Source organism: Defluviimonas salinarum (genome assembly GCF_026013545.1).
Classification (GTDB): domain Bacteria; phylum Pseudomonadota; class Alphaproteobacteria; order Rhodobacterales; family Rhodobacteraceae; genus Albidovulum; species Albidovulum salinarum.
Map to the genome: position 1 here is coordinate 25,981 of NZ_JAPDOG010000028.1, position 25,433 is coordinate 51,413.

At 67.9% G+C, this 25,433-nt stretch carries 28 protein-coding genes; 19 read left to right on the top strand and 9 right to left on the bottom strand.

Translation table 11 applies throughout. The features are described 5' to 3' along the window. Window positions 1-81 precede the first annotated feature (81 nt). The 15 genes from OM960_RS20770 (at window position 82) to OM960_RS20840 (ending at window position 12,871) form a co-directional block, all read left to right on the top strand. The gene (locus OM960_RS20770; protein ID WP_263333826.1) at window positions 82-789 is read left to right on the top strand and encodes a DUF484 family protein; all 708 of its coding nucleotides are present in this window, start codon (window positions 82-84) and stop codon (window positions 787-789) included. 10 nt (window positions 790-799) lie between these two features. Continuing rightward, window positions 800-1,750, top strand: a complete 951-nt coding sequence (locus tag OM960_RS20775) for a tyrosine recombinase XerC (RefSeq protein WP_264773324.1) — start codon at window positions 800-802, stop codon at window positions 1,748-1,750. Window positions 1,751-1,754: 4 nt separating this feature from the next. Further along, on the top strand, window positions 1,755-2,465 hold the full coding sequence (locus tag OM960_RS20780; protein ID WP_263333830.1) for a CDP-alcohol phosphatidyltransferase family protein: 711 nt from the start codon (window positions 1,755-1,757) through the stop codon (window positions 2,463-2,465). Window positions 2,466-2,606: 141 nt separating this feature from the next. Beyond that, entirely contained in the window at window positions 2,607-3,284 is a 678-nt protein-coding gene (locus tag OM960_RS20785; RefSeq protein WP_263333832.1) for an NYN domain-containing protein, read from the top strand. A 185-nt stretch (window positions 3,285-3,469) separates the two neighbouring features. After that, a complete protein-coding gene (locus tag OM960_RS20790; RefSeq protein WP_263333834.1) occupies window positions 3,470-4,030 on the top strand; it encodes a NifU family protein in 561 nt (186 codons plus the stop codon). Window positions 4,031-4,033: 3 nt separating this feature from the next. After that, window positions 4,034-4,636, top strand: coding sequence for a tRNA (adenosine(37)-N6)-threonylcarbamoyltransferase complex dimerization subunit type 1 TsaB (gene tsaB, locus OM960_RS20795; protein WP_264773326.1), 603 nt, complete (start codon window positions 4,034-4,036; stop codon window positions 4,634-4,636). Continuing rightward, window positions 4,633-5,049, top strand: a complete 417-nt coding sequence (gene rimI, locus OM960_RS20800) for a ribosomal protein S18-alanine N-acetyltransferase (RefSeq protein WP_264773327.1) — start codon at window positions 4,633-4,635, stop codon at window positions 5,047-5,049. The genes tsaB and rimI overlap by 4 nt, the downstream gene beginning before the upstream one ends. A gap of 151 nt (window positions 5,050-5,200) precedes the next feature. Further along, the gene (locus OM960_RS20805; RefSeq protein ID WP_263333839.1) at window positions 5,201-6,190 is read left to right on the top strand and encodes a BMP family lipoprotein; all 990 of its coding nucleotides are present in this window, start codon (window positions 5,201-5,203) and stop codon (window positions 6,188-6,190) included. An 8-nt stretch (window positions 6,191-6,198) separates the two neighbouring features. Beyond that, on the top strand, window positions 6,199-7,764 hold the full coding sequence (locus tag OM960_RS20810; RefSeq protein ID WP_263333840.1) for an ABC transporter ATP-binding protein: 1,566 nt from the start codon (window positions 6,199-6,201) through the stop codon (window positions 7,762-7,764). Further along, window positions 7,761-8,360: a dimethylsulfonioproprionate lyase family protein gene (locus OM960_RS20815; protein WP_264773328.1), complete on the top strand. Its 600-nt coding sequence runs from the start codon at window positions 7,761-7,763 to the stop codon at window positions 8,358-8,360. Before OM960_RS20810 ends, OM960_RS20815 begins: the two co-directional genes overlap by 4 nt. After that, window positions 8,357-9,463 (top strand): ABC transporter permease, encoded by a 1,107-nt coding sequence (locus OM960_RS20820; RefSeq protein WP_263333845.1) that lies wholly within the window; start codon window positions 8,357-8,359, stop codon window positions 9,461-9,463. Before OM960_RS20815 ends, OM960_RS20820 begins: the two co-directional genes overlap by 4 nt. After that, window positions 9,460-10,086, top strand: coding sequence for a LysE family translocator (locus OM960_RS20825; protein WP_264773329.1), 627 nt, complete (start codon window positions 9,460-9,462; stop codon window positions 10,084-10,086). Before OM960_RS20820 ends, OM960_RS20825 begins: the two co-directional genes overlap by 4 nt. A 3-nt stretch (window positions 10,087-10,089) precedes the next feature. Next, on the top strand, window positions 10,090-11,055 hold the full coding sequence (locus tag OM960_RS20830) for an ABC transporter permease (RefSeq protein WP_263333848.1): 966 nt from the start codon (window positions 10,090-10,092) through the stop codon (window positions 11,053-11,055). A 128-nt stretch (window positions 11,056-11,183) separates the two neighbouring features. After that, window positions 11,184-12,101 (top strand): sulfite exporter TauE/SafE family protein, encoded by a 918-nt coding sequence (locus tag OM960_RS20835; RefSeq protein ID WP_263333850.1) that lies wholly within the window; start codon window positions 11,184-11,186, stop codon window positions 12,099-12,101. After that, window positions 12,098-12,871, top strand: coding sequence for a TIGR02186 family protein (locus OM960_RS20840; protein ID WP_263333851.1), 774 nt, complete (start codon window positions 12,098-12,100; stop codon window positions 12,869-12,871). Before OM960_RS20835 ends, OM960_RS20840 begins: the two co-directional genes overlap by 4 nt. 19 nt (window positions 12,872-12,890) lie before the next feature. Here the strand turns inward: OM960_RS20840 and OM960_RS20845 are convergent, their stop codons facing one another. The 9 genes from OM960_RS20845 to OM960_RS20885 form a co-directional block, all read right to left on the bottom strand. Further along, the gene (locus tag OM960_RS20845) at window positions 12,891-13,628 is read right to left on the bottom strand and encodes an SDR family oxidoreductase (protein WP_264773330.1); all 738 of its coding nucleotides are present in this window, start codon (window positions 13,626-13,628) and stop codon (window positions 12,891-12,893) included. Window position 13,629: 1 nt separating this feature from the next. Continuing rightward, window positions 13,630-13,866: an Lrp/AsnC family transcriptional regulator gene (locus OM960_RS20850; RefSeq protein WP_263333855.1), complete on the bottom strand. Its 237-nt coding sequence runs from the start codon at window positions 13,864-13,866 to the stop codon at window positions 13,630-13,632. Between the two features lie 124 nt (window positions 13,867-13,990). Next, the gene (locus OM960_RS20855; protein ID WP_264773331.1) at window positions 13,991-15,520 is read right to left on the bottom strand and encodes an ATP-dependent DNA helicase; all 1,530 of its coding nucleotides are present in this window, start codon (window positions 15,518-15,520) and stop codon (window positions 13,991-13,993) included. A gap of 42 nt (window positions 15,521-15,562) precedes the next feature. Beyond that, window positions 15,563-16,195: an acyl-homoserine-lactone synthase gene (locus tag OM960_RS20860; protein ID WP_264773332.1), complete on the bottom strand. Its 633-nt coding sequence runs from the start codon at window positions 16,193-16,195 to the stop codon at window positions 15,563-15,565. A gap of 68 nt (window positions 16,196-16,263) precedes the next feature. After that, complete coding sequence (locus tag OM960_RS20865) at window positions 16,264-16,977, bottom strand: helix-turn-helix transcriptional regulator (RefSeq protein ID WP_264773333.1); 714 nt, start codon at window positions 16,975-16,977, stop codon at window positions 16,264-16,266. Next, the gene (locus OM960_RS20870; RefSeq protein WP_263333862.1) at window positions 16,922-17,137 is read right to left on the bottom strand and encodes a hypothetical protein; all 216 of its coding nucleotides are present in this window, start codon (window positions 17,135-17,137) and stop codon (window positions 16,922-16,924) included. The genes OM960_RS20865 and OM960_RS20870 overlap by 56 nt, the downstream gene beginning before the upstream one ends. Window positions 17,138-17,334: 197 nt before the next feature. Next, the gene (gene ccrA / locus OM960_RS20875) at window positions 17,335-18,627 is read right to left on the bottom strand and encodes a crotonyl-CoA carboxylase/reductase (RefSeq protein ID WP_263333864.1); all 1,293 of its coding nucleotides are present in this window, start codon (window positions 18,625-18,627) and stop codon (window positions 17,335-17,337) included. Between the two features lie 96 nt (window positions 18,628-18,723). Further along, entirely contained in the window at window positions 18,724-20,172 is a 1,449-nt protein-coding gene (locus OM960_RS20880; protein ID WP_354003569.1) for a 1-acyl-sn-glycerol-3-phosphate acyltransferase, read from the bottom strand. Window positions 20,173-20,205: 33 nt separating this feature from the next. Next, entirely contained in the window at window positions 20,206-20,988 is a 783-nt protein-coding gene (locus OM960_RS20885) for a hypothetical protein (protein WP_264773334.1), read from the bottom strand. Window positions 20,989-21,272: 284 nt separating this feature from the next. Here OM960_RS20885 and OM960_RS20890 point away from each other — a divergent pair, with 284 nt between their 5' ends. The 4 genes from OM960_RS20890 (at window position 21,273) to OM960_RS20905 (ending at window position 25,132) form a co-directional block, all read left to right on the top strand. After that, window positions 21,273-21,899 carry a hypothetical protein gene (locus tag OM960_RS20890; protein ID WP_264773335.1) on the top strand — a complete coding sequence of 209 codons (627 nt, stop codon included), beginning with the start codon at window positions 21,273-21,275 and terminating at the stop codon, window positions 21,897-21,899. 124 nt (window positions 21,900-22,023) lie between these two features. Next, window positions 22,024-23,994: a methylmalonyl-CoA mutase family protein gene (locus tag OM960_RS20895; protein ID WP_264773336.1), complete on the top strand. Its 1,971-nt coding sequence runs from the start codon at window positions 22,024-22,026 to the stop codon at window positions 23,992-23,994. An 83-nt stretch (window positions 23,995-24,077) separates the two neighbouring features. Further along, on the top strand, window positions 24,078-24,551 hold the full coding sequence (locus OM960_RS20900) for a hypothetical protein (protein ID WP_263333870.1): 474 nt from the start codon (window positions 24,078-24,080) through the stop codon (window positions 24,549-24,551). A gap of 92 nt (window positions 24,552-24,643) precedes the next feature. Continuing rightward, entirely contained in the window at window positions 24,644-25,132 is a 489-nt protein-coding gene (locus tag OM960_RS20905; RefSeq protein ID WP_264773337.1) for a hypothetical protein, read from the top strand. The last annotated feature ends 301 nt before the right edge of the window (window positions 25,133-25,433 follow it).

Below are 25,433 nucleotides of genomic sequence, written 5' to 3' on the forward strand. Positions count from 1 at the left end.
CGTGACGACAAAAAGTTGAGGCAATCCGGCTAAGGGCCTGTTAGAGTTCCTTCAAAACCAGAAATCGAGATGAGGGCGGAGATGGGCGAGAGGGCAAACATCGCGGCAGAAGTCAGGGACCGGCTCCTCGCCGAACCCGAGGTCATCCTTGAGGATCGCGACCTGATGCGGGCCCTGATCGGGGCCAACGAACGCGCGATGGGCGCCAATATCGTCGACCTCCGCGGCATCGCGATGGAGAGGCTCGAGGCCCGGCTCGACCGGCTCGAGGACACGCACCGCTCGGTCATTGCCGCCGCTTACGAGAACCTCGCCGGCACCAACCAGATCCACCGCGCGATCCTGCGTATACTCGATCCGATCAATTTCGAGGAGTTCGTCCGCGACCTCGGCGGCGAGGTGGCGCAGATCCTGCGCGTCGATTCCGTGCGGCTCGTGCTCGAGACCAGGCAGGCCGAGCGCGAACAGGCGCTCGACCGGCTGGGCGACGTGCTCTGCGTCGCCGAACCGGGCTTCGTCGACAACTATCTCGCCGGCGGCCGGCCGACCGCGAGCCGCCCCGTCGTGCTGCGCCCGGCCTTGCCGGAGCTTGCGACGATCTACGGCAAGTCCGGCGACTGGATCCGCTCCGAGGCGGCGCTGCGGCTCGATCTCGGGCCGGGCCGCCTGCCCGGCATGCTGGCGCTTGGCGCCGAGGATCCGCACCAGTTCCGCGCCAACCAGGGCACCGACCTTCTCGCCTTCCTCGCGGCAGTCTTCGAACGCGCGATGCGGCGCTGGCTGGGCTGAGCGCGGGGCGATGAGCCTGGCGCTTTCTGACGCCCTGCGCGACGCGCTGTCGACGTGGCTCGACCATCTCTCGGCCCTCGAAGGCGCGGCGGAGAACACCTTGCGCGCCTACCGCACCGATGTCGCGGGCTTCCTCGGCTTCCTCGCCGCCCACGGGGGCGAAAGCATCGGCCCCGCGCGGCTTGGCCGCGTGACCCAGACCGACATGCGCGCCTGGATGGCGCATGAACGCTCCCGCGGCACCCAGGCCCGCTCGCTCGCCCGCAACCTCTCGGCGGTCAAGAGCTTCACCCGCTGGCTCGCCGAGCGCGAGGGCTTCGACCCGACCGCGATCCTCGCCGCGCGCAGCCCCAAGTTCCAGCGCAAGCTGCCGCGCCCGCTGTCCGAGGACGCGGCGCGCGAGGTGATCGGCCAGATCGGCACCCAGCCGCGCGAGGAATGGATCGCCGCCCGCGACGCGGCGGTGGTGACGCTGCTTTACGGCTGCGGGCTCCGGATCTCCGAGGCGCTCGGCCTCACCGGCGCCGCAAGCCCGCTGCCCGAGACGCTCCGGATCCTCGGCAAGGGCGGCAAGGAGCGCGTCGTGCCGACGCTGCCGGTGGCGCGGCGGGCGGTGGCCGATTACGTCCGGCTCTGCCCCTTCCCGGTCGCCGACGAGCCCGGGGCGGCGCTCTTCCGCGGCGCCCGCGGCGGCCCCTTGAACCCGCGGCTGATCTCGCGGGCGATGGAATCGGCCCGCGCCGGGCTCGGCCTGCCCGCCACCGCGACGCCGCACGCGCTGCGCCACAGCTTCGCCACCCATCTCCTGGCCGCCGGCGGCGATCTCCGCGCCATCCAGGAACTGCTCGGCCACGCCTCGCTCTCCACGACCCAGACCTATACGGCGGTCGACACGGCCCGGCTGATGGAGATCTATGACCGGGCGCACCCCCGCGCCGCCACCGTCCAATCGAAGGGGTGACCCGATGACGCCGCAGATCAAGGCCCTTGCCGTCCACCTCTTCACCGCCACTGGCGCGGTCCTGTCGATGCTGGCCATGCTCGCCGCCGTCCAGGGCAAGTGGAGCCTGATGTTCCTCTGGCTCGTCGTCGCCTTCATCGTCGACGGCATCGACGGCCCGCTCGCGCGCCACTACCACGTCAAGACCAACTGGCCGACCTATGACGGGGTGCTTCTCGACCTCATCATCGACTACCTGACCTACGTCTTCATCCCGGCCTTCGCGCTCTTCCAGTCCGGGCTCCTGCCGGGCTGGACCGGCTGGCTCGCGATCATCGTCATCACCTACGGGAGCGCGATCTACTTCGTCGACACGAGGATGAAGACCAAGGACAATTCCTTCGCGGGCTTCCCGGCCTGCTGGAACATGGTCGTGCTCGTCCTCTTCGCGCTGGAGCCGAACTTCTACCTGATGACCGCGATCATCGTCGCGCTCGCCGTCTCGATGTTCACCAACTTGAAATTCGTCCACCCGGTCCGCACCGAACGCTGGCGCTGGATCACCCTACCGATGGCGCTCGCCTGGGTGGGCTTTGCCGCCCGCGCCGCCTGGGTCGACTTCGCGCCCGGGGAACTGGCGCACTGGGGCCTCGCGATCACCTCGCTCTACCTCCTCCTCGCCGGCATCGCCCAGCAGTTCATCCCCGAATACGGGCGTCCGGGCTTTCACGACTGAAACGCCGGGCTCATCCGGCGCAATGAACACAATTAATGGTTGCTTAATCCGGGCAGGCAATCGCTCTACGATATTGACGCAGCGTTCGTTCACGGCAATGTTCGTTTTCGTTGTTTGTCAGCTATTTGAACGGAGTTCGTCATGGGTGACCGCGTCGCGGTGTTTGTTGATGGCGACAATATCAATGCGACATTTGCCCTTCCCATCCGCGAAGTTGCGGAGCGTTCGGGCGTTGTGGATGTCATGCGGGTCTATACGGACGCGAGCCGCAACAGCGACTGGCACCAGGCTCGGGGCTACCGTCTCATCCACGCCGGCACCGGCAAGAACGCGGCCGACCTCCTGCTTTCAATAGACGCGATGGAAATCGCGCTGACCCAATCTTTCACGACATTCGTCATTGCCAGTTCGGACGGCGACTTCACCCATCTGGCCACCCGCCTGCGCGAGCGCGGCCTCAAAGTCGTCGGCGCGGGCGAGACGAAGGCGCCCCCGGGGTTTCGTTCGGCCTGCACCACCTTTGCGCTGCTCCGTAGCGCGATCAGCGCTCCCGTCCCGACAACCTCACCGACCTCACCCGGCGTCACGGAGCTTGACCGCAACATCAGGAAGTTGATCGCCGCCAACAGCACAAACGGCAGCGGCATGCGCATTACCGAGCTTGGACCAAAGATGCACATTATGCATGGTGTGCGCATCAGCCAAGCACCTGAGCGTACATGGCGTGCATACCTGTCGAAGCGGACAGCGCTCTATGATCTCGACGAACGCGGCCCCGAGGCAAAGGTACGTTTCAAGCGCGAAGGCTTTGTCGAGTAACCATTGCAACGCGAACCGCTGACCGCCTGCGTCTTATGCGTATCATCACACCCGCTCCTGAGCCTCGACGCCAAGACTGGCGTTCGCACTATCCCAAGCCGGACGGCGGCTCATCTTAGAATCGTTCCATTCCTTGACTCGCCCCGGCCCCGGGCGCATATCCAATGCGCAACGGAGGCCCCGACATGTTCATCCAGACCGAATCCACGCCGAACCCCGCCACGCTCAAGTTCCTGCCGGGCCAGACGGTGCTGGAGACCGGCACCGCGGACTTCCCGCAGCCCGATGCCGCGGCGAACTCGCCGCTCGCGCGGCGGATCTTCGCGGTCGAGGGCGTGACCGGGGTCTTCCTCGGCACAGATTTCGTCACCGTGACCAAGGCCGAGGCGGTGCTCTGGGAACATGTCAAGCCGGCGATCCTCGGCGCGATCATGGAGCATTTCCAGTCCGGCCAACCGGTGATCGAGGGCGAGCAGGTGGCCTCGGGCCATGCCGCCCATGACGGCCCGGATGCCGAGATCGTGCGCCAGATCAAGGAGCTGCTCGACACCCGTGTGCGCCCGGCCGTGGCGCAGGACGGCGGCGACATCACCTTCCACGGCTTCGACCGCGGCGTCGTCTACCTGCACATGCAGGGCGCCTGCGCCGGCTGCCCGTCCTCGACGCTGACCCTGAAAATGGGGATCGAGAACCTTCTGCGCCACTACATCCCGGAAGTGACCGAGGTCCGTCCGGTCGCCGCCTGACGCATGGCCGGCCCGCTGATCCTGGCTTTCGACACCTCGGCCGCGCATTGCGCGGCCGCGCTCGTTTCCGGCGACACGGTTCTCGCTGCCCGCGCCGAGGAGATGGGCCGCGGCCAGGCCGAGCGGCTGATGCCGATGCTCGAGGAACTTCTCGCGGCGGCGGGCCACGGCTGGCGCGACCTCGACGCGCTCGGCGTCGGCATCGGGCCGGGCAACTTCACCGGCATCCGCATCTCCGTCGCCGCCGCGCGCGGGCTGGCACTCGCGCTCGGCATCCCCGCGGTGGGCGTCTCCGGCTTCGAGGCCGCCGACCCGGACCGCGCGGCGCCGTTCTGGGCGGTGATCCCCGGACCGCGCGGCACGGTCTACGCCCAGCGCCGCGGGGATGCGCCAAGCGCACCGGAAATCCTGCCCGACACCGCGCTCGCATCGCTCGACGCGCCGGTCCTGCGGCTCGATGCCGTGCCGGCAGACCGGCTTGCCGTCCACATCGCCCGCGTTGCCGCAACCCGCTGGCAGGGCGCGACGCCGCGCCCCGCCCCGCTCTACCTCCGCCCCGCCGATGCCGCGCCCGCGCGCGACACCGGCCCCGCGATCCTGCCGTGACCGCCGATCCCGAGCGGCTGGCCGCGATCCACAGGGCCGCCTTTTCCCATCCCCGGCCGTGGTCGGCCACCGAGATCGCCGCGCTCCTGACCACGCCGGGCGCCTTCCTGATCGTCGAGGACAGGGGTTTCCTCATCGGTCGCGCCATCGCCGGCGAGGCCGAACTGCTCACCGTCGCCGTCGCCCCCGCCGCGCGGCGGCAGGGCATCGGCGCAAGGCTGCTTGCCGGGTTCCTCGACGCCGCCCGCGCGGCGGGCGCCGAGACCGCCTTCCTCGAGGTTGCCGCCGACAATGCGGCCGCGCTCGCGCTTTACGCGGGGCATGGCTTCGCCGAAACCGCGCGGCGGCGCGGCTACTACCTCACGCCGGGCGGCAGCCGCGTCGATGCGGTGCTGATGGCGGCGCGACCTTGACCAAAGAGTCAAACTTCCGCCCCGTCAGCCCCAAATAGCTATTGACCGGCTTCGGTGCATTCGCCCTAATCGATGCAATCCGCGCGTGACCGGCCGTCATCGGGACGCGACCGCGGACGCGGATGCGCAAAGCAATAACCGGGAGCGATCCATGACCCTCAAGCAGACATTCCTCGGCGCGGCCGCGACGCTGGCGCTGACCTCCGGCGCCGCGCTGGCCGACCCGGCCCTGATCTTCGATCTCGGCGGCAAGTTCGACAAGTCGTTCAACGAGGCCGCCTTCGCCGGCGCCGAACGCTGGAAGGAAGAGACCGGCGGCACCTACAAGGAACTCGAGATGCAGTCCGAGGCCCAGCGCGAACAGGCGCTGCGCCGGCTCGCCGAGACCGGCGCCAACCCGGTGGTTATGACCGGCTTCGCCTTTGGCGACGTCCTCAACACCGTGGCCCCCGACTTCCCCGACACCAAGTTCGCGATCATCGACATGGTGGTCGAGCAGCCCAACGTCCGCTCCGTCGTCTTCACCGAGGAGCAGGGATCCTACCTCGTCGGCATGATGGCGGCGATGGCCTCGAAGACCGGCACCGTGGGCTTCATCGGCGGCATGGACATCCCGCTCATTCGCAAGTTCGCCTGCGGCTATGTGCAGGGCGTGAAGGCCGCCAACCCGGACGCCACCGTGATCGAGAACATGACCGGCACCACGCCCGCCGCCTGGAACGACCCGGTGAAGGGCGCCGAGCTCGCCAAGGCGCAGAAGGCGCAAGGTGCCGACGTGATCTACGCCGCCGCCGGCGGCACCGGGATCGGCGTGCTGCAGGCCGCCGCCGACGAGGGCATCCTCTCGATCGGCGTCGACTCGAACCAGAACCACCTGCATCCGGGCAAGGTGCTGACCTCCATGATGAAACGCGTCGACAACGCGGTCTACGAGGCCTTCAAGGCCGGTCCCGACCTTGAAACCGGGATCAACGTGATGGACCTCACCGCCGAGGGCGTCGGCTACTCGCTCGACGACAACAACGCGGCCCTCGTCACCGACGAGATGAAGGCGGCCGTGGATGCGGCGGCCGAGAAGATCAAGTCGGGCGAGATCTCGGTCCACGACTACATGTCCGACAACACCTGCCCGGTGAGCTGAGCCCCGGCATGGCTCAGCGCCTCCAGACGGAGCGGCAGGCGACTGCCGCTCCCGCCATCGAGCTTCGCGGGATCTCGAAGGCCTTCGGCCCGGTCCAGGCGAACAGGGACATCTCGATCCGCGTCGAGAAGGGCACGATCCACGGCATCATCGGCGAGAACGGCGCCGGCAAGTCGACGCTGATGTCGATCCTCTACGGCTTCTACAAAGCCGATCGCGGCGAGATTCTCATCGACGGCCGCGCGACGCAGATCCCCGACAGCCAGGCCGCGATCCGCGCCGGGATCGGCATGGTCTTCCAGCATTTCAAGCTGGTGCAGAACTTCACCGTCCTTGAAAATGTCATCCTCGGCGCCGAGGACGGGGCGCTCCTGACCCCCTCGCTCGCCAAGGCGCGCAAGGTGCTTGGCGAACTTGCCGAGGAATACGAGCTCGACGTCGACCCCGATGCGATGATCGAGGAACTGAGCGTCGGCCACCAGCAGCGGGTGGAGATCCTCAAGGCGCTCTACCGCCACGCCGACATCCTCATCCTCGACGAACCGACCGGGGTCCTGACCCCCGCCGAGGCCGATCACCTCTTCCGCATCCTGAAAAACCTCAAGGAGCAGGGCAAGACGATCATCCTGATCACCCACAAGCTCCGTGAGATCATGGAGATCACCGACACCGTCAGCGTGATGCGCCGCGGCGAGATGACCGCGACGGTGATGACCGCCGACACCAATCCCGAGCAGCTCGCCGAGCTGATGGTCGGGCGCAAGGTGCTCCTCAACGTGCCCAAGGGACCGGCGCATCCCGGCCAGACGGTGCTGGAGATCGACAACCTGCGCGTCACCGACGAGGACGGGGTGGAGCGGCTCAAGGGCATCTCGCTCAAGATCCACGCGGGCGAGATCCTCGGCATCGCCGGGGTCGCCGGCAACGGCCAGTCCGAGCTTCTGGCCGTCCTCGGCGGCATCGCCCGCGGCACCGGCTCGGTCCGGCTGAACGGCAAGGAGCTTGACCTCACCGGCAACCATTCCGACGGTCAGTCACGGCGCGCGAACAGCATCGCCCATGTGCCGGAGGATCGCCAGCATCTCGGCATGATCATGGATTTCACCGCGTGGGAGAACGTGGCCTTCGGCTACCACCACGACCCGGCCTACCAGAAGAACGGCCTTCTGATGGACAACGACGCGATCCTCGCCGACACGGCGGGCAAGATGGAACGCTTCGACGTCCGCCCGCCGATCCCGACGCTTGCCGCCAAGAGCTTTTCCGGCGGCAACCAGCAGAAGATCATCCTCGCCCGCGAGATCGAGCGGAACCCCGACCTCCTCCTCGTCGGCCAGCCGACCCGCGGCGTCGACATCGGCGCCATCGAGTTCATCCACAAGCGCATCGTGGAGCTGCGCGATGCGGGCAAGGCGGTGCTCTTGGTCAGCGTCGAGCTCGACGAGATCATGAGCCTCAGTGACCGCATCGCCGTCATGTTCGACGGCCGCATCATGGGCGAGCGCCTGCCCGAAAAGACCGACGAGCGCGAACTTGGCCTCCTGATGGCCGGCGTGAGCGGGGCAGCGGCATGAGCGCAAGGGACCTCTGGCCGGCGGTCCTCGCCCATCTGCGCGGCTGCGACGCCCCGGCGGCGGAGTTTCTCGACGGGCTGCCACGGGAACCGCAGGAGCGCCCGGCGCCGCCGCCGGCCGACGGGTTCGCTCGCCCTGTGCCCAACGAGCTCGACCGGCTCGCCGATACCGCCCCGGCCGAGACCCGCGCGCTCTGCGCCGCCATAGCCGCAGAGGCGGCGCGCCTGAGCTGGCGGTCGAGCTACACGACCGCCGATGTCGGCGCCTTCGCCACCGGCTATGCCTGGGCGCCGATCGCCGCGCCGGACGGGCCGCTTGTCATTCCATCCGGCCTGGTCTGCATCATGCATATCGGGCCGCGCCTGCACTACCCGCCTCACCGCCACGAGCCCGAGGAGCTATATGCCGTGCTGGCCGGCAACGCCGTCTTCAGTTCCGACCGCTCGCCCCGCACCCGGCTCGGCCCGGGTGCGCTCCGCCATCACGCGCCCTACGAGACCCATTCGATGGATACCGACGACAGCGCCGCGCTGGTTCTCGCGCTCTGGAAGGGCAGCTACAGGAAATCCGAGATCGTGAAGACGGAGGCGACATGAAGCGACTTCCCGACTGGGCCGATGTGGTCCTCGTGCCCCTGATCAGCGTGGTCCTCGCCTTCGTGATCTCGGCGCTCGTGATCCTCGCCATCGGCGAAAACCCGGTGGAAGCCTTGCAGATCATGCTCACCGGCGCGCTCGGCTCGGCCTATGGCTGGGGCTACACGCTCTACTATGCCACCAACTTCATGTTCACCGGGCTCGCCGTGGCGGTCGCCTTCCACGCCAGCCAGTTCAACATCGGCGGCGAGGGGCAGGCGACCTTGGGCGGCCTCGGCGTCGCGGTGGTCTGCCTCGCCTTCGACTGGCCGCACTGGACGCTGGCGCTCGCCGCAGCGACGGTGGGCGCGGCGGTTTTCGGCGCCGCCTGGGCGGCGGTGCCAGCCTGGCTTCAGGCCAAGCGCGGCAGCCATATCGTGATCACCACGATCATGTTCAACTTCATCGGCGCCTCACTGCTGAACTACCTCCTGGTCAACGTGATGCGGCCGGTGGGCTCGATGGATCCCGCGACCGCGCGGTTCCCGGCGGGCGCGAAGCTGCCCACGCTCTTCGACATGACCTCGGCCCTCGGCATGCCCCTCTTCAAGAGCACGCCCGTCAACGTCACGCTCTTCATCGCGCTCGCCGCCTGCGTCGCGGTCTGGCTTCTCATCTGGCGCACGCGGCTCGGCTACATGATCCGCGCCTTCGGCCGGTCGGAGCCGGCCGCCGTCTACGCCGGGATCTCGCCGGTCAAGATCACCATGTACGCGCTCCTCATCTCCGGCGCGCTCGCGGGGATGATGGCGATCAACGCGACGATGGGCGAGCAGAAGCGGCTCATCCTCAACGCGGTCGAGGGCGCGGGCTTCATCGGCATCGCGGTTGCGCTGATGGGCCGCTCGCATCCGTTCGGAGTGTTCCTCGCCGCCCTTCTCTTCGGCTTCCTCTTCCAGGGCGGGGCCGAGCTCGCGCTCTGGACGACGATCCCGCGCGAGCTCATCACCGTGATCCAGGCGCTGGTGATCCTCTTCACCGGCGCGCTCGACAACATGGTGCGGATGCCGCTCGAACGCCTCTTCCTCGCGCTCAGGCGCCCCGACGGGGAGGCGCGGCGATGACCGAGTACCTGCCGCAGCTTCTCCTCGCCTGGTCGATCCAGGCCGTCGGCATCGCCTCCCCCGGCCCGTCGGTCGCGCTGATCCTCGGCGTCGCGACCAGCCGCGGCCGGATGCCCGCCGTCACCACCGCCTTCGGCGTCGCCTGCGGCTCGATCATCCTGTCGCTCGCGACCGTGATCGGGATTGCGGCCCTCTTTGCGCAGGTGGCGGAGCTGATGACGCTCATCCGCGCGATCGGCGCGGGCTACCTCCTCTGGCTCGCCTGGCGCGCCTTCGGCAAGGCGCTGAACCCCGTGCCGCTCGATCTCACGGCGACCCCGCCGAAAAGCCTCACCCGCACCGCGCTCGCGGGGTTCCTGCTTCAGGTCTCGAACCCCAAGGCGATCCTCTTCTGGCTCGCGATCGCCTCCGCCGGCGGCGTCGGCGACGCGCCCCTGCCCGTCATCGCCTTCTTCGTGGTCGGAACCTTCGTCAATTCCTTCGCCGGCCACGCCGCCTATGCGCTCCTTCTGTCCTCCCGCCCGGTCCGCGCCGCCTATGGGCGCGCCCGCCGCTGGATCGAGGCCGGGCTCGGCGGCGTCTTCACCTTCGCCGCCTTCACGCTGGCCACGTCGAGGAGCTGAGCCATGGACTACGCCACCATCCTCCAGATCCTCGACTCCACGGTGCGGCTCGGCACGCCCCTGCTCCTGGCCTGCCTCGCCGGGCTTTTTTCCGAGCGCGCGGGCATCTTCGACATCGGGCTCGAGGGCAAGATGCTGATGGCGGGCTTCGCCGCCGCCGCCATCGCGGCGGTGAGCGGCTCGGTCTGGATCGGCGTCGCGGCGGGGCTCTGCGCCTCCCTCGCGCTGGCGCTTTTGCACGGGCTTGCCTCCATCACCTTCCGCGGCAACCAGCTCATCTCGGGCGTCGCGATCAACTTCCTCGCCTCGGGGCTCACCGTGCTCATCGGCCAGAAGTGGTTCGCGCTTGGCGGGCGGACGCCCTCCCTCGAAGGCGCCGCGCGCTTCGCGCCCATCGAGTTGCCGTTCGCCGAGGTGCTGCTGCCCGTCCCCGTGGCCGGCCCCCTCTACCGCGAGCTCATCTCCGGCCATTCGGTCCTCGTCTACGTCGCCTTCGCCGCGGTGCCAGCCGCCTGGTGGGTGCTCTACCGCTCGCGCTTCGGCCTCAGGCTCCGGGCGGTGGGCGAGAACCCGGCGGCGGTCGACACCGCCGGGATCTCGGTCGTCAGGATGCGCTACGCGGCGGTGGCGATCTGCGGGCTTCTCTGCGGGCTCGCCGGCGCCTATCTCGCGACCGGGCTCTCGGCCGGCTTCGTGAAGGAGATGACGGCGGGGCGCGGCTACATCGCGCTTGCCGCGCTCATCTTCGCGAAGTGGCGGCCGTGGTACGCGCTCGGCGCCACGATGCTCTTCGGCCTCCTCGAAGCCATCGCCAACCGCTACCAGAACATCGACCTCGGCGCCGTCGTGCTGCCGGTCCAGTTCATGCAGGCCCTGCCCTATATCCTGACCGTGGTGATCCTCGCCGGTTTCGTCGGCCGCGCCATCCCGCCACGCGCGGGCGGCGAGCCCTATGTCAAGGAACGCTAGGGCGCCGGGGCGCTGGACTTACCGGAGCGTGCGATCTGGCGCGAACCGAGGGTCTTCGAGGGTTTGACACCGCCCCCGCATAGGGGCATGACTTGACTAGGGTTTTCACCGGCAACAGCGGCATCCCAATGCAGATCTATCTGCCCATCGCCGAGGTATCCGTCAACGCGTTCCTGCTTCTGGGGCTGGGCGGCATTGTCGGCATGCTGTCGGGCATGTTCGGGGTCGGCGGCGGCTTCCTGATGACGCCGCTCCTGTTCTTCATCGGCATCCCGCCCGCCGTCGCGGTGGCGACCGAGGCGAACCAGATCGTCGCCTCCTCGTTTTCCGGCGTGCTCGCGCATCTCAAGCGCAAGACGGTGGACCTGAGGATGGGTACCGTGCTCCTCGTCGGCGGCCTTGTCGGCGCGGCCGTTGGGGTACAGGTCTTCGCGATGCTGCGTAGCCTCGGCCAGGTCGATCTCCTGGTGAAGCTCTGCTACGTCGTCTTCCTCGGCATCATCGGGCTTCTGATGTTCGTCGAGAGCCTGCGCGCGATCCGCCGTGCCAAGAAGACCGGCACCGCGCCGGCGCGCAAGAAGCACAACTGGATTCATAACCTGCCGCTGAAGATGAAGTTCCGCACCTCGGGCCTTTATATCTCGGTCATCCCGCCGCTCATCGTCGGCGTGCTCGTGGGCGTCCTCGCGGCAATCATGGGCGTGGGCGGCGGCTTCATCATGGTGCCGGCGATGATCTACCTCCTCGGCATGCCGACCAAGGTCGTGGTCGGCACCTCGCTCTTCCAGATCATCTTCGTCACCGGCTTCACGACGCTTCTCCATGCGACGATGAACTACACGGTCGATCTTCCGCTCGCCGTGCTTCTGCTCGTCGGTGGCGTGGTCGGCGCGCAGTTCGGTGCGATGATCGGCACAAGGCTCAAGGCCGAACAGCTTCGGATCCTGCTCGCGGTGATGGTGCTTGCGGTCTGCGCCAAGCTGGCGCTCGATCTCCTGCTGACGCCGTCCGAGATCTACTCGCTCGGACCGGTGGGGCACGCATGATCGCCCGGTTCGCCCTCCTCGCCGCCCTGCTCGCGGCCTTCCTGCGCCCGGCGGCTGCCGCCGAAGAACAGATCGTCGCCGATCTGAGCCAGCGCCAGGTGCCGATCACCGCCGATTTCGACGGGTCGGAGCTGATCCTCTTCGGCGCGGTCAAGCGCGAGACGCCGATCTCGATCACCGAGCCGCTGTCGGTCATCATCACCGTCGCCGGTCCATCGCGGCCGATCGTCGTGCGCCGCAAGGAGCGGGTGGCGGGGATCTGGGTGAACACCGACGCGGTGGAGGTCGACCTCGCGCCCTCGTTCTACGCGGTCGCCACTTCGCGGCCGTTCAACCAGATCCTGTCTGCGACCGAGGATCTGCGCTACAAGATCTCGATTCCGCAGGCGATCCGATCGGTCGGGGCGCCGATGACGATCCAGGACGCCCCGTCCTTCACCGAGGCACTGATCCGCATCCGCGCCAACCGGGGCGACTACCAGTTCCGGCCGAACACCATCGCCTTCTTCGACCAGACGCTGTTCAAGACCTCGGTCACGCTGCCCGCCAACCTGACCGAGGGCACCTACAAGGTGACGCTCTACCTGACCCGCAACAAGCAGGTGGTGACGAGCTACACGACCAATCTCGCGGTGCAGAAGGTCGGGATGGAACGCTGGCTCTACAACCTCGCGCACCAGCAGCCGCTGATCTACGGGATACTGTCGATCGTCATCGCCATCGCCGCGGGCTGGATCGCGTCGGCGGTGTTCCGGTACTTCAAGGGCTGACGGCGGGCTGTGCGGACCGCTATCCGCGGCCGACGAACGGCATGTTCGTCGCCATCACCGTCACCGAGAGCATGTTCGTGCCAGGGGGCAGCGTCGCCATCGACCAGACCGTCTCGGCCACGTCCGCGACCGCCATCATAGGTTCGGCCCGGACCGAGCCGTCGGCCTGCGGCACGCCCTCGGCGATCTTTGCCGCGAGCTCGGTCGCGGCGTTGCCGATGTCGATCTGGCCGCAGGCGATACCATAGGACCGCCCGTCGAGCGCCAGCGTCTTCGTGAGCCCCGTAACCGCGTGCTTCGTTGTCGTGTAGCAGACCGAGCCCGGCCGCGGCGCATGGGCCGAGATCGAGCCGTTGTTGATGATCCGTCCGCCCTGCGGCATCTGGGCCCGCATCTGCCGGAACGCTGCGCGAGCGGAGAGGAACATGCCGGTAAGGTTCACCGCGAGCATGTCCGACCAGGTTTCGAGCGGAATCTCGTCGATGAGGCCGCCTTGCCGCATGATGCCCGCGTTGTTGAAGAGCACGTCGATCCGCCCGAACCGCGCGGCGGCGGCATCGAAGGCAGCATCGACGGCCGCGGCATCCCTGACGTCGCAGCCGAGCGCCAGCGCGTTGCCGCGTCCTTTCGCGATCCCGTCGAGCACCGCCTTGCGGCGGGCGAGCATCGCAACATTCCAGCCGCCGTCGAGAAAGCGTTCCGCGACCGCCCGGCCGATCCCCGCCGAGGCGCCGGTGACGACGAGCGTGGCGGCCATGTCAGAACGCCCGGAAGGTCATCGTGGTCAGCGTGCGGCTGATGCCGGGAATGTCGAAGAGCTTCTCGGTCAGCCAGTGGCCGACATCCTCGGTCTCGGGGATGTAGATCTTGGCGATGAGATCGTAGTCGCCCGAGGTGGAATAGAGCTCGGACACAACCTCGCGGTCGTAGATCTCGTTGGCGACCTCGTAGGTCTTGCCGGGTTGGCAGCGGAACTGGACGAAAACGCAGCGCATGGGCTCACCTCTCTTTGCTGTGACACTAGCGGCGGGGATGCGCGATGGGAAGCGGACGGCGGCCGGTCGCGCGCCGAAAGCGGCGGATGCCTCCGGCGGGGATATTTTTGGCACGATGAAGGGGTCAGCTGTCGCTCTCGGAGACCAGCGAGAGCGGCGTCGCGGCCTTCGGCAGGTCGGCGGTCGTCAGGGGGTCGGCCGGGCGGGCGAGGCGGTTGCGGACCACCCAGTGGAGCCGCGTCTCGGCACGGGTGATGGCGACATAGGCGAGGCGTTTCCAGAGCGGAATGCCGGCCTCCATCCGCCCGGTGCGGGCGGCGACGAAGAGGTCGGGGGCGAAGACCTGGACCTCGGGCCATTGCGAGCCCTGCGCCTTGTGGATCGTGACCGCCGCGCCGTGCAGGAAGGCCGCGCCCATCGTCGCGGCGGCGGGGATGAAGGGCTCCTCCTCGTCGGGCAGCTCGATCTTGATGATCGAGGCGGCGGAGACCTGCGGATCCTCGGCGCCGATGACATGGAGCTTCGCGAATCCCGGTTTCTTGCCGGGGCCGAGATAGATCACCTGCGCGCCCTTGATCAGCCCGCGCGCCTCGAGGTCGATGCGCTTCTTGCGGTGCTTCAAGGGTAGTTCGATGCCGTCGCAGATCAGCGGCTCGCCGGGCAGGAGCGCGTCGGGCGGCGCGCCATACGCGGCGCGGAAGGCCTGGATCAGCCGGATCCGGGTCTGGTTGCGCCAGACGAGCACCGGCGAGCGCGCCATAAGCCCCGAGTCCACCCGCTCCGCCCAGCGCACGCGGTCGTCGCGGCGGGCGGCCTCGGCGACCATACGCTCGAAGCTCTCGAAGGTCAGGTCGGGGTCGGCGAGCGCATGGGCGAGGTCGAGGATCGGGTTGTCGTCCGCCTGGCGGTGAATCCGGTGCAGCGTCAGCTTCTTCCGCTCCGGCAGCTTGTCGAAGACCATCTCGCCGGACTGGCCGACCGGGGCGAGCTGGGCGGGATCGCCGAAGAGCACGAGCGTCGGGAAGATCTCCTTCAGATCCTCTAGCTGGCGTTCGTCGAGCATCGAGGCCTCGTCGACGAAGCCGATGTCGAGCGCATCCTCGCGCCGCTTCCAGCCACGGATGAAGTCGGAGCCGCGCAGGCCCGCGGCAGCGAGCGCGCCGGGGATCGACTTCACCTGGTCGTGGAACGCCTTGGCGCGGTCGAGCGCGGTGTCGGTCAGCCCCTCGATCACCGGGCGCTCGCCGTTGCCGATCAGCCATTCGGCGATCTTCTCATATTCGGGGTCGTAGACCGGGGTGTAGAGGATACGGTGGATCGTCGTCGCCGGCACGCCGCGATTGCGCAGCACGCTCGCCGCCTTGTTGGTTGGCGCAAGGATCGCGAGCGTGCGCCGCTCCTTGCGGCGCTTGCCCTCGTAATCGCCCGAGATCGTGTCGACCCCGGCCTCGGCCAGCGCCTTCGTCAGCGCCGCGAGCAGCATGGTCTTGCCCGAGCCGGCCTTGCCGATCACCGCGAGGACCGAGGGCCTTCCCGCCGCCGCCGCGGTGAGCGTTCCCTCGATGAGGTCGATCCCCGCGCCGCCGAGAAGTTCGGCGACGCGGTCCCAGGCCTCAGCCTGGTCATCGGAAAAGGTGAGCGCGGGCGCCGACATCGGCGCGACCCTAGCGTCCCGCCCCCGCCGACGCCAGCAGGTTTAGATCGCGGCCGGCAGCGCCCTGCGGCCATCGGTGTCGCGCTCGAACCAGGCCTGCGCCAGCTCCGGCGCGATGCCGGCCTTGCGCGCCACCCGGCGGCGGACCTCCTCGGAGAACTCCCACAGGCCGAGGCTGATCGCGTCCGACCCCTCGCCCGTCGAGCCGAGCACCGTCGGCTGCCAGCCGAGCAGGCGGTAGATGCGGACCATGCGCGCGTCGAAGACGCCGACCGCGCGCGAGAGGCCGAGCCCGACGCCGAGCTGCGCGCCGCCGAGCATCAGCGCGGCCGACACCATCGCCGGCGCCTGTTCTCCCAGACAGAAGCGGGTGCATTCCCAGACCTTCGGATGCGCGAAGCGCCGCCCGCCCGCGAGGGCCGAGAAATGCTCGTTCACCATGCAGCGGCCGAGCGTCGGCATGAACCGCATCGAGCCGCCGTGGCGGCCGTCCGGCCTTTGCCAGAGCACGTAGGTCGGGTTGAGCGCGTCGTATTCGTCCCGCTCGAAGCCCTGGGCGTCCACGCGCACGGCCCAGCCGAGCCGTTCCCGGAACTGTTTCGCGCGGTCTGCAAACATCGTGTCGCGCAGGAGCGGATAGTCGGTAAGTTCTTCGCCAGTCAGGAATCGTAGCATTCTGCCCTCCATCAAGATGGAGAACGGCTTAGCGAAGCTTGGTTAATACCGGCCTAGCCGGACGGATCTCAGATCAGCACGAAGCCCTCGGCGATCGCCCGCGCGACCGCCTGGGTGGTGTTGGCCGCGCCGAGCTTGAACCGCGCGCTCTCGACATAGGCGCGCAAGGTATGTTCCGAGATCGCGAGGCTGTCGGCGGCCTGGGCGCGGTTCAGCCCCATCGCGAGCTTGGTCAGGGCGTCGACCTCGCGCGGGCTGAGGCTGTGCAGGGCGCGGTAGTCGGTCCCGCGTTCGATCTCGAGCGCCTTCAGGTTGATGAAATGCGCGATGAGGATCAGGTCCGCGACATGTTCGGCGGTGAAGTTTCGCCAGCGGGCATCGCCGGAGCGGTCGGAAACCGTGAACATGGCGAACTGGCCGTTCGGGCCGCGGATCGGCACCGAGAAGCCCTGGTTGCCAACGCCCGCGTCGATCGCCTCGGAGAGGAAGGCGCGGGCCGGGCGCCCCGACCAGTCGAGAAGCTTCCAGTCGACGGGGTGAAAGCGGCGGAAACAGCCCTGGACCACCGGGTCGATGCGGGCGTAGTCCTGCTCGATGTAGCGGTCGACCCAATCGGCCGCGTAGGTCAGGACCGCGTATTGCTGGCCGGTCGAATTGACCGAGTGGTAGACGAAATGCTCGACCTCGTACTGGTCGCGCAGGCCGCTGACGGCGGCGCGCAGCTCCTCAAGCGTTGTCGCTTGCTGAAGCGCCGCAATACCGCCTGCCAGCCTTGTTTGCATCCAGAGCCACGCCTCCGGCCATGTTGCCCGCGACCTGAGCGATCTCGGCGGCTGCCACAAGCGATGCGTCGTCAAGCTGCTCGGCCAGGGCCGACAACCCGTTGCCCTTGGCGAAGGCCTTGAGATCGGTCAGCACGTCTAGGATCCATTCGTATTGCATTTTCACTCTCGCGCAAGCGGATTTACTGGCGGACACTCAACCACAGCATGCAGAGTCTTCCTTATCGAATCCTTACGATCAACTCCCCGATATTGACGGGGGTGATTCGGGCAACCCGTTGATTTCGCTTGGGACGAATCGGAAACGCCCGCGCCGTGGTGTCACGGCGCGGGCGCGGATCACGTCTTGCGCCGGGCTCAGGCCTTGCGGCCGGCCTCGAGCGCGTCCTCGAAGGTGCGCAGGCCCGTCCGCGGCGCCTGGACCAGCACCGCCATGTTGCCCGGCTTGTGCTCGTTGCGGCGCATCTTCATATGCGCGGCCGGGATCTCGGCCCAGGGGAAGACCTCGGACATGCAGGGATCGAGCCGGCGCTCGAGCATCAGCTTGTTCGCGGCAGAGGCTTGCGCCAGATGCGCGAAATGCGAGCCCTGCAGGCGCTTCTGGTGCATCCACATGTAGCGCACGTCGAAGGTGCAGTTGAAGCCCGTGGTGCCGGCGCAGATCACGACCATGCCGCCCTTCTTGCACACCAGCGACGAGACCGGGAAGGTCGCCTCGCCGGGATGCTCGAACACCATGTCGACATTGACGCCCTTGCCGGTGATGTCCCAGATCGCCTTGCCGAACTTGCGCGCCTCTTTCAGCCAGGCATTATATTCCTCGCTGTTGACCTTGGGCAGCTGGCCCCAGCACTTGAAATCGTTGCGGTTGATAACGCCTTTGGCGCCCAGCCCCATGACGAAGTCGCGCTTGGATTCGTCGCTGATCACCCCGATCGCGTTGCCGCCCGCGGTGTTGATGAGCTGGATCGCGTAGGAGCCCAGACCGCCAGAAGCCCCCCAGACCAGCACGTTCTGGCCCGGCTGCAGATCGTGCGGCGCATGGCCGAACAGCATCCGGTAGGCCGTGGCCAGCGTCAGCGTGTAGCAGGCGGCCTCTTCCCAGGTCAGATGCTTCGGCCGCGGCATCAACTGCTGCGCCTGCACACGGGCGAACTGGGCAAACGACCCGTCGCCGGTCTCGTAGCCCCAGATCCGCTGGCTGGGCGAATACATCGGGTCGCCGCCATTGCAGTATTCGTCGTCGCCATCGTCCTGGTTGCAATGCACCACGACCTCGTCGCCGACCTTCCAGCGCTTGACCTTCTCGCCCACGGCCCAGACGATGCCCGAGGCATCCGATCCGGCGATGTGGTAGTCCTGCTTGTGGACGTCAAAGGGGCTGATCGGCTCACCGCGGCTCGCCCAGACGCCGTTGTAGTTGACGCCGGCGGCCATCACCAGAACCAGCACCTCGTTGCTGTCCAGCTTCCAGGTATCGACCACCTCGACCTGCATCGCGGTTTCAGGCTCGCCGTGACGCTCGCGGCGGATCGCCCAGGCATACATCTGCTTCGGCACATGGCCGAGCGGCGGCATCTCTCCGATCTCGTAGAGGTCTTTTTCGGGCGCGTCGTAGGGCGCGATTTCGGTCTGCGTATCCAAGGCCATCTACCTCTCCTGATGCTCTCGCCGCATTGCAGAATCAACGCGTGCTCACGTCATGGAATATGATTGGCGCAGCAACATTGCAATAGTCGCGCAGCCCTATTTTGTAATTTTATGTCCCGACCGATTTCGAATCCGGGCCGATGGGCGAAAGTCGCCCATTTCCGATGCCGCACTTGCAGCAAGATGCTGTCGGACCGGGGCGGCGTAGAAGCCGATGAGCGCGCGGTCCTTCGGCAGCACGGTGACCCTGCCCTTGGCACTGCGGACGATCTTGCGCAGCGAAAGGATCGCCAGCGCGGTCTCGACGGCCTTGGGCACCGAGCCGTCCGGAAGCTCGAGATGGACGTCGATGGCGCGCAATTCGGCCGCGAGCGCCTCGGCGCGGTGCATAAGCGCGTCCCGGGCGATCTCGGTCTCCTCGCCAAGCGCCGCGGTAACGAGCGGCACCGGCAGCACCGGGACGTTGCGGGCGATCCGCGCCATCAGCGCCTCGGCGATCTCGGCGGTGGCGTCCTCGTGCGGCGCCTTCAGGAACTCGGCCAGCGACAGGGGCGCGCCGAAGCTGACGGAGGCGATGCCGTATTTGCGGAACCGCCGGGTCAGCATGCGCCGGAGCTGGCGGCCGACAAACTGCGCGCCCGACCAGACCGAGCCACGGAACCGGCGCACGCCGGCGGCATGGGCGGCGACCAGCACGCGGTCCTCGATGATCCGGTCATAGGCGAGCGAGACCGGCACGAAGACCACATCCGGCCCGCCCTCCTCATAGCCCGAGACGATGTAACCGAGCAGGCCGAGCTTCGGCCGCCCGACGCGCCCGTCGAGGCTGAGCCCGCCCTCGGGGAAGATCGCCTGGGTCACGCCCTCGGCCGTTGCCATCTGCACATAGCGGGCGAGCACCCGACGGTAGAGCAGGTTGCCCGAGCGGCGGCGGATGAAATAGGCGCCCGAAGCCCGGATCAGCCCGGATAAGGGCCAGATCCGCGCCCATTCCCCGACCGCGTAGGACAGCGCCGAGCGGCTCGCCGCGAGATGGGTGACGAGGATGTAATCCATGTTCGAGCGGTGGTTCATCACGAAGACCACCGTCGCCTTCTTGTCGATCGCGCCGAACGCGCCCTCGTCGAACCGGCCGATGTGGACACGGTAGACGAGCCGGGCGAGCCATTTCGTCGCCCGCGCGGCGAAACCGAAATAGACCGTGGCCGAGAAGGCCGGAACGATCTCGCGCGCATAGCGGCGGGCACGCTGGTGGACGACGGTCTCCGGCTCGCCGGTCAGGGCGGCCTCGGCGGCGATCGCCTCGGCGACCTGGGGATCGTGGACGAGCCGCACGATCATGTCGGGCCGCGCCATCAGCTTGAAGGGCTGGATCGGCCGGTCGAGCTTCGCGTTCAGCCGCGCCACCACCCGTTCCATCCGTTTGCGGAAGAACCAGCGAACGGACGGAACGAGGAAATGCGAGAAGAACGACATGGACGCGAACACGAGAACCACGACCAGCAGCCAGATCGGAATTTCAACGGTCGCCATCATGCCGTTCATGCCTTTCGGTCCGGCTCCGCCGCGCCGGCGCCATCAGCCCGGCAGGTCCGTCGGTTTCTGGCCGATACTTTCGAGCGCCCATATATACGTGCGGACATCGGTGCGGAAAGACCAGATGCGGCCCGAGCCGAGATCGATGATCTCGGTGGTGACGACACACCAGAGAATGCTGAGCGACACCGCAACGAGCCGGTTGGAGCGACCGGCAAGTCCGAACTTGTAACCGACCGCGCCCATGCCGACGAGGTTCATGCCCAGAAGCAGCCAGACGAGCTGGGGCGGCATGATGAATCCCATCGCGAACCGCATCTCGGTTGTCGCATCGAACGTGTTGTTGACCGCATTCATGAGCGAGGCCGCCGCGGGGTCCTTCCGCTCCGCGACGATGGTGCTCACATGGTCCCAGATCACCGTCTGAAGCTCGTTGGTGCGGGCGTCTGCCTCATCGATGGCCGGATCGTGCCTGCGCGACCCCGCAAAGATCTGCCGTGCCCCGAGATAATCGCCAAGCGCCGACGCCACGGCCTCCCCGTCCGCCCCGCCAATCGCCTTCGCCTGAAGCCAGGCGGTGCCGATCGCGTTGGCCTCGCCCATCGCGGATGCGAGCCGGTCCGCGTTGCGCGACGTCGCCGCCGAAAGGTTGAAGGCCAGAACGAAGGCCAGCAGGCCGAGAACGCTGCCGATGACCAGGCCGGTCGTGTCATCGCCTGCGGCTTCGCTCGTGCGCTGGCGGTTGCCGACCCGCCTGCCGAACTCGTTCATCGTCACAAGAAATACGGTCAGTATGACCATGAACAGGATTTGGCTCTTTGCCATCAGTTCCAAAAGGTTGAACACCCCGTCGCCCTCCCCGCGCGGCGCGAGGATCCACGCCGCTCCGCAAGAGGAGCTTAGCCGCAAGCCCATAGAAAGGAAGCGTTTCCGCACGCGGGCCGGGCGTGCGTCGACACCGGTGCGACCGAACCGGCAATCGCGGCGCACCGGTCGTCGGCAGCACCGGCTCGCCCCCCATCACGCATGCGTGAGGGACCGGGCCGCTGAACCGTGGTAGCGTTCTGGCTCTTGCCGATATTTGAGCGGGACAACGGGAGGTATTCAGAATGTTCTTAAAGACAGCGGGCGCCATTGCCATCACGCTCGCCGCGACGGCGGCCTTCGCGCAGGACGGCACGATGAGTTTCTTCGTGACCAGCCAGAACCCCGGCACCGGCGGCAATTTCGGCGGGATCGAGGGGGCGGACGCCCATTGCGCCGCACTCGCCGAGGCGGCCGGCGTGACCGGCAAGACCTGGCACGCCTATCTCTCCACGAGCGCCGAGAACGCCCGCGACCGGATCGGCGCCGGCCCCTGGGTCAACGCCGCCGGCGTCACCATCGCCGCGAGCGTCGACGAGCTTCACAGCGCCGCCAACAACCTCACCAAGGAGACCGGGCTCGACGAGACCGGCGCGGTGGTGAACGGCCGCGGCGACGAGCCGAACCGGCACGACATCCTCACCGGCTCGATGCCCGACGGCACGGTCGCCGAGGGCATGACCTGCGCCGACTGGACCTCGGACGCCGAGGACGCCGCCGGGATGGTCGGGCACCACGACCGGATGGGGCTCGACGATTCGGACGCGGCGAAGTCGTGGAACTCGTCGCATTCCTCGCGCGGCGGCTGCGGCCTCGACGCGCTGCGCGGCACCGGCGGCGACGGGCTTCTCTACTGCTTCGCCGTGAACTGAGCCCCGATTGGGCCGGTGCAGCATTTTCCGGCCCGATTTTTTTGCACTGCAGCATCTGGACGCGCAACTTTATTCCGCATAGGTTGCCGGGCGAAGAACTATATTACCCCGCGAGGTGACGCCCATGTCCGACCAACCCGAGCGCGACCGGCCCTGGCTGTTCCGCACCTATGCCGGCCATTCGACGGCGGAAAAGTCGAACGCGCTCTACCGGGCGAATCTCGCCAAGGGCCAGACCGGGCTCTCGGTCGCCTTCGACCTGCCGACCCAGACCGGCTACGACAGCGACCACGAGCTGGCGAAGGGCGAGGTCGGCAAGGTCGGCGTGCCGGTCTGCCACCTCGGCGACATGCGGACCCTGTTCGAGGACATTCCCCTTGACCAGATGAACACCTCGATGACGATCAACGCCACCGCGCCGTGGCTGCTTGCGCTTTATATCGCGGTGGCCGAGGAGCAGGGGGCGGATGTCGCCGCGCTGCAGGGCACGGTGCAGAACGACATCATCAAGGAATACCTCTCGCGCGGCACCTACATCTGCCCGCCGAAGCCATCCTTGAAGATGATCACCGATGTCGCGGCCTACACGGCGGAGCACCTGCCGAAGTGGAACCCGATGAACGTCTGCTCCTATCACCTGCAGGAAGCGGGTGCCACGCCGGAGCAGGAGCTGGCCTTCGCGCTTGCGACCGGCATCGCGGTGCTCGACGATCTCAAGGGCAAGGTGGCACCGGACGCCTTCCCGGCGATGGTCGGCCGCATCTCGTTCTTCGTCAACGCCGGCATCCGCTTCGTCACCGAGCTGTGCAAGATGCGCGCCTTCACCGAGCTCTGGGACGAGATCTGCCTCGAGCGCTACGGCATCGCGGAGGAGAAATACCGCCGCTTCCGCTACGGCGTGCAGGTGAACTCGCTCGGCCTCACCGAGCAGCAGCCGGAGAACAACGTCTACCGCATCCTCCTCGAAATGCTCGCGGTGACGCTCTCGAAGAACGCCCGCGCCCGCGCGGTGCAGCTTCCCGCCTGGAACGAGGCGCTCGGCCTGCCCCGCCCCTGGGACCAGCAATGGTCCTTGCGGATGCAGCAGATCCTCGCCTACGAGACCGACCTTCTCGAATACGGCGACCTCTTCGACGGCAACCCGGCGATCACCGCGAAGGTCGAGGCGCTGAAGGTCGGCGCGCGCGACGAGCTGAAGACGCTCGACGGCATGGGCGGCGCGATCGCGGCGATCGAATACATGAAGTCGCGGCTGGTGGAGTCGAATGCCGCCCGTCTCACCCGGATCGAGGCGGGCGAGACCGTGGTCGTCGGCGTCAACCGCTGGCGCGAGGGCGAGGCCTCGCCGCTGACGGCCGGCGACGGCGCGATCCTGACCGTCGACCCGGCGGTCGAGGTCGACCAGGTGGCGCGGCTGAACGCCTGGCGCGCTGCGCGCGACGCGGGCGCGGTGGCCGCAGCGCTGGCCGCGCTCCGCGCCGCAGCGACTGTGGGGGAAAACGTCATGCCCGCCTCGGTTGCCTGCGCGAAAGCCGGCGTCACCACCGGCGAATGGGCCGGCGTGATGCGCCAGGTCCACGGCGAGTACCGAGGCCCGACCGGCGTCTCGAAGAGCCCGTCGAACCGCACCGAGGGCCTCGACGAGATCCGCGACGCGGTGGATGCGGTGTCGAAGCAACTCGGGCGGCGGCTGAAGTTCCTCGTCGGCAAGCCGGGGCTCGACGGCCATTCGAACGGCGCCGAGCAGATCGCGGCTCGGGCGCGCGACTGCGGCATGGACATCAGCTACGAGGGCATCCGCCTCACCCCCGCCGAGATCGTCGCGGCGGCGGCCGAGGCCGAGGCGCATGTGGTCGGCCTGTCAGTGCTCTCGGGCTCGCACCTGCCGCTGATGGCCGAGGTGATGGAGCGGATGCGCGCGGCGGGTCTCGCGCATGTCCCGGTCGTCGTCGGCGGGATCATCCCCGAGGAGGATGCCGCGCGGCTTCGCGAGATGGGCGTTGCGCGGGTCTATACGCCGAAGGACTTCGAGCTGAACCGGATCATGTTCGACATCGTGGCGCTCGCCGAGCCGAAGGCGGTCGCGGCTGAGTGACGCCGAGCCCGGCCTGACGCGACGCGAGGATTGCCTTCGGCGGCGGCCTGACGGAAAACGACTGCATTGCTCCGGAGGTTTCCATGCGCTCGTTTTCCGCCCCTGCTGCCTGCCTCGCCGCGCTTGTCAGCGCCCTTCCCGCCACCGCGCAGGACCTCGCCGACCTGCCGCCCGAATTCCGCGACCGGATCGAGGCCGCGCGCGCCGACTGCGCCGGCTTCGACAACGGCGTGCTCTCGGTCGACTGGGGCGCGGTGTCGCGGCCCGATCTCGACGGTGACTTCAAACCCGACTGGGCGCTCGACGAATACCTGCTCAGTTGCTCGACGGCGGCGAGCCTCTTTTGCGGCACCGGCGGCTGCACCACGACCTTCAAGGTCGGCGACAGCGTCATGACGCTCCTCAACAAGGGCTGGGATCTCGCCTTGATGAACACCGGCCCGGTGCTTCTGGCGCAGATCCACGGCTCCGAATGCGGCGGGACCAATCTCAACCGCTGCGTCGTCGCGCTGACCTGGGACGAGGGGCGCTGGAACCGGGTGGGCGGCGCCGAATAGCCCCCCCGAACCGGACCACGCCCGGCATCGTGACGCTTGCCGAACCGAGACCGGACGCGGCAGAGTGAGCGGGTCACGAGCCGGAGGACCACATGACCCTGCAAGCCCGCGCGTTTCCCGACTATGCGGCAGCGCTGCTGTCCGCCTACGAAGAAGAGGTGTCGGGCGAAGCCTATTTCGCAGCACTCGCCGCGATGCAATCGGGCCGCGCCCGCGACGCCCTCACGCTCATGGCGGAAATGGAGCGGGCGACGGCGCGGGCGCTCGAGCCGCTGCTCGAAGCCGCGGATGTGCGCCCCGCGGACCGTTCGGCGCTTCTCGAAGAAGGCCGCGCCGAGGCACAAGAGCTCGCGGGCCAGAGCTGGCACGACCTCCTCACCGACATGCGCGACGACTACGGCGCCTATGTCGCGGAGTTCGAGGTGGTCCGCGCCGGCGCGCCCGAAGCCCTCAGGCACCACGCCGACCTGCTCGTCGCGCACGAGGTGGCGATCATCGACCACGCGCGGGCCGAACTGGCCGGCGACTCGGACAGCCTCGCGCCGCTCCGGCGCTACCTCGCGCAAGCCAGGAGCGTCTGACCCCCGCCCCACCCGCGCGGCCCCGGCCGCCCGGCGAGCGCCACCGACGAGACCGGCCACGCCCCACCAAATCGACGCCGGCCCGCTCGGGACCGCCGAACCCAAATGAGGGCTTTTCGGCATCGGCTTTGACGAAGTCGGAAGGGCGGGTTCGAGCCCATAGCAGTCATGCAGCCAAACGAAGTCTAGGGCCTGTTGACAAAAGGGATTCACACGGACGCCTGATCATGATTCAAGCTGGTATCTGCGATGGAGACCAGCTTGGCACGAGACCTGATGTCGGACGATGAGTGGGCGTTCT

Bases quoted from the DNA above. Each gene is read 5' to 3' on its own strand.
- OM960_RS20770 (WP_263333826.1), top strand. From the start codon at position 82: ATGGGCGAGAGGGCAAACATCGCGGCAGAAGTCAGGGACCGGCTCCTC.
- OM960_RS20775 (WP_264773324.1), top strand. From the start codon at position 800: ATGAGCCTGGCGCTTTCTGACGCCCTGCGCGACGCGCTGTCGACGTGG.
- OM960_RS20780 (WP_263333830.1), top strand. From the start codon at position 1,755: ATGACGCCGCAGATCAAGGCCCTTGCCGTCCACCTCTTCACCGCCACT.
- OM960_RS20785 (WP_263333832.1), top strand. From the start codon at position 2,607: ATGGGTGACCGCGTCGCGGTGTTTGTTGATGGCGACAATATCAATGCG.
- OM960_RS20790 (WP_263333834.1), top strand. From the start codon at position 3,470: ATGTTCATCCAGACCGAATCCACGCCGAACCCCGCCACGCTCAAGTTC.
- tsaB (WP_264773326.1), top strand. From the start codon at position 4,034: ATGGCCGGCCCGCTGATCCTGGCTTTCGACACCTCGGCCGCGCATTGC.
- OM960_RS20805 (WP_263333839.1), top strand. From the start codon at position 5,201: ATGACCCTCAAGCAGACATTCCTCGGCGCGGCCGCGACGCTGGCGCTG.
- OM960_RS20810 (WP_263333840.1), top strand. From the start codon at position 6,199: ATGGCTCAGCGCCTCCAGACGGAGCGGCAGGCGACTGCCGCTCCCGCC.
- OM960_RS20815 (WP_264773328.1), top strand. From the start codon at position 7,761: ATGAGCGCAAGGGACCTCTGGCCGGCGGTCCTCGCCCATCTGCGCGGC.
- OM960_RS20820 (WP_263333845.1), top strand. From the start codon at position 8,357: ATGAAGCGACTTCCCGACTGGGCCGATGTGGTCCTCGTGCCCCTGATC.
- OM960_RS20825 (WP_264773329.1), top strand. From the start codon at position 9,460: ATGACCGAGTACCTGCCGCAGCTTCTCCTCGCCTGGTCGATCCAGGCC.
- OM960_RS20830 (WP_263333848.1), top strand. From the start codon at position 10,090: ATGGACTACGCCACCATCCTCCAGATCCTCGACTCCACGGTGCGGCTC.
- OM960_RS20835 (WP_263333850.1), top strand. From the start codon at position 11,184: ATGCAGATCTATCTGCCCATCGCCGAGGTATCCGTCAACGCGTTCCTG.
- OM960_RS20840 (WP_263333851.1), top strand. From the start codon at position 12,098: ATGATCGCCCGGTTCGCCCTCCTCGCCGCCCTGCTCGCGGCCTTCCTG.
- OM960_RS20845 (WP_264773330.1), bottom strand. From the start codon at position 13,628: ATGGCCGCCACGCTCGTCGTCACCGGCGCCTCGGCGGGGATCGGCCGG.
- OM960_RS20850 (WP_263333855.1), bottom strand. From the start codon at position 13,866: ATGCGCTGCGTTTTCGTCCAGTTCCGCTGCCAACCCGGCAAGACCTAC.
- OM960_RS20855 (WP_264773331.1), bottom strand. From the start codon at position 15,520: ATGTCGGCGCCCGCGCTCACCTTTTCCGATGACCAGGCTGAGGCCTGG.
- OM960_RS20860 (WP_264773332.1), bottom strand. From the start codon at position 16,195: ATGCTACGATTCCTGACTGGCGAAGAACTTACCGACTATCCGCTCCTG.
- OM960_RS20865 (WP_264773333.1), bottom strand. From the start codon at position 16,977: ATGCAAACAAGGCTGGCAGGCGGTATTGCGGCGCTTCAGCAAGCGACA.
- OM960_RS20870 (WP_263333862.1), bottom strand. From the start codon at position 17,137: ATGCAATACGAATGGATCCTAGACGTGCTGACCGATCTCAAGGCCTTC.
- ccrA (WP_263333864.1), bottom strand. From the start codon at position 18,627: ATGGCCTTGGATACGCAGACCGAAATCGCGCCCTACGACGCGCCCGAA.
- OM960_RS20880 (WP_354003569.1), bottom strand. From the start codon at position 20,172: ATGAACGGCATGATGGCGACCGTTGAAATTCCGATCTGGCTGCTGGTC.
- OM960_RS20885 (WP_264773334.1), bottom strand. From the start codon at position 20,988: ATGGCAAAGAGCCAAATCCTGTTCATGGTCATACTGACCGTATTTCTT.
- OM960_RS20890 (WP_264773335.1), top strand. From the start codon at position 21,273: ATGTTCTTAAAGACAGCGGGCGCCATTGCCATCACGCTCGCCGCGACG.
- OM960_RS20895 (WP_264773336.1), top strand. From the start codon at position 22,024: ATGTCCGACCAACCCGAGCGCGACCGGCCCTGGCTGTTCCGCACCTAT.
- OM960_RS20900 (WP_263333870.1), top strand. From the start codon at position 24,078: ATGCGCTCGTTTTCCGCCCCTGCTGCCTGCCTCGCCGCGCTTGTCAGC.
- OM960_RS20905 (WP_264773337.1), top strand. From the start codon at position 24,644: ATGACCCTGCAAGCCCGCGCGTTTCCCGACTATGCGGCAGCGCTGCTG.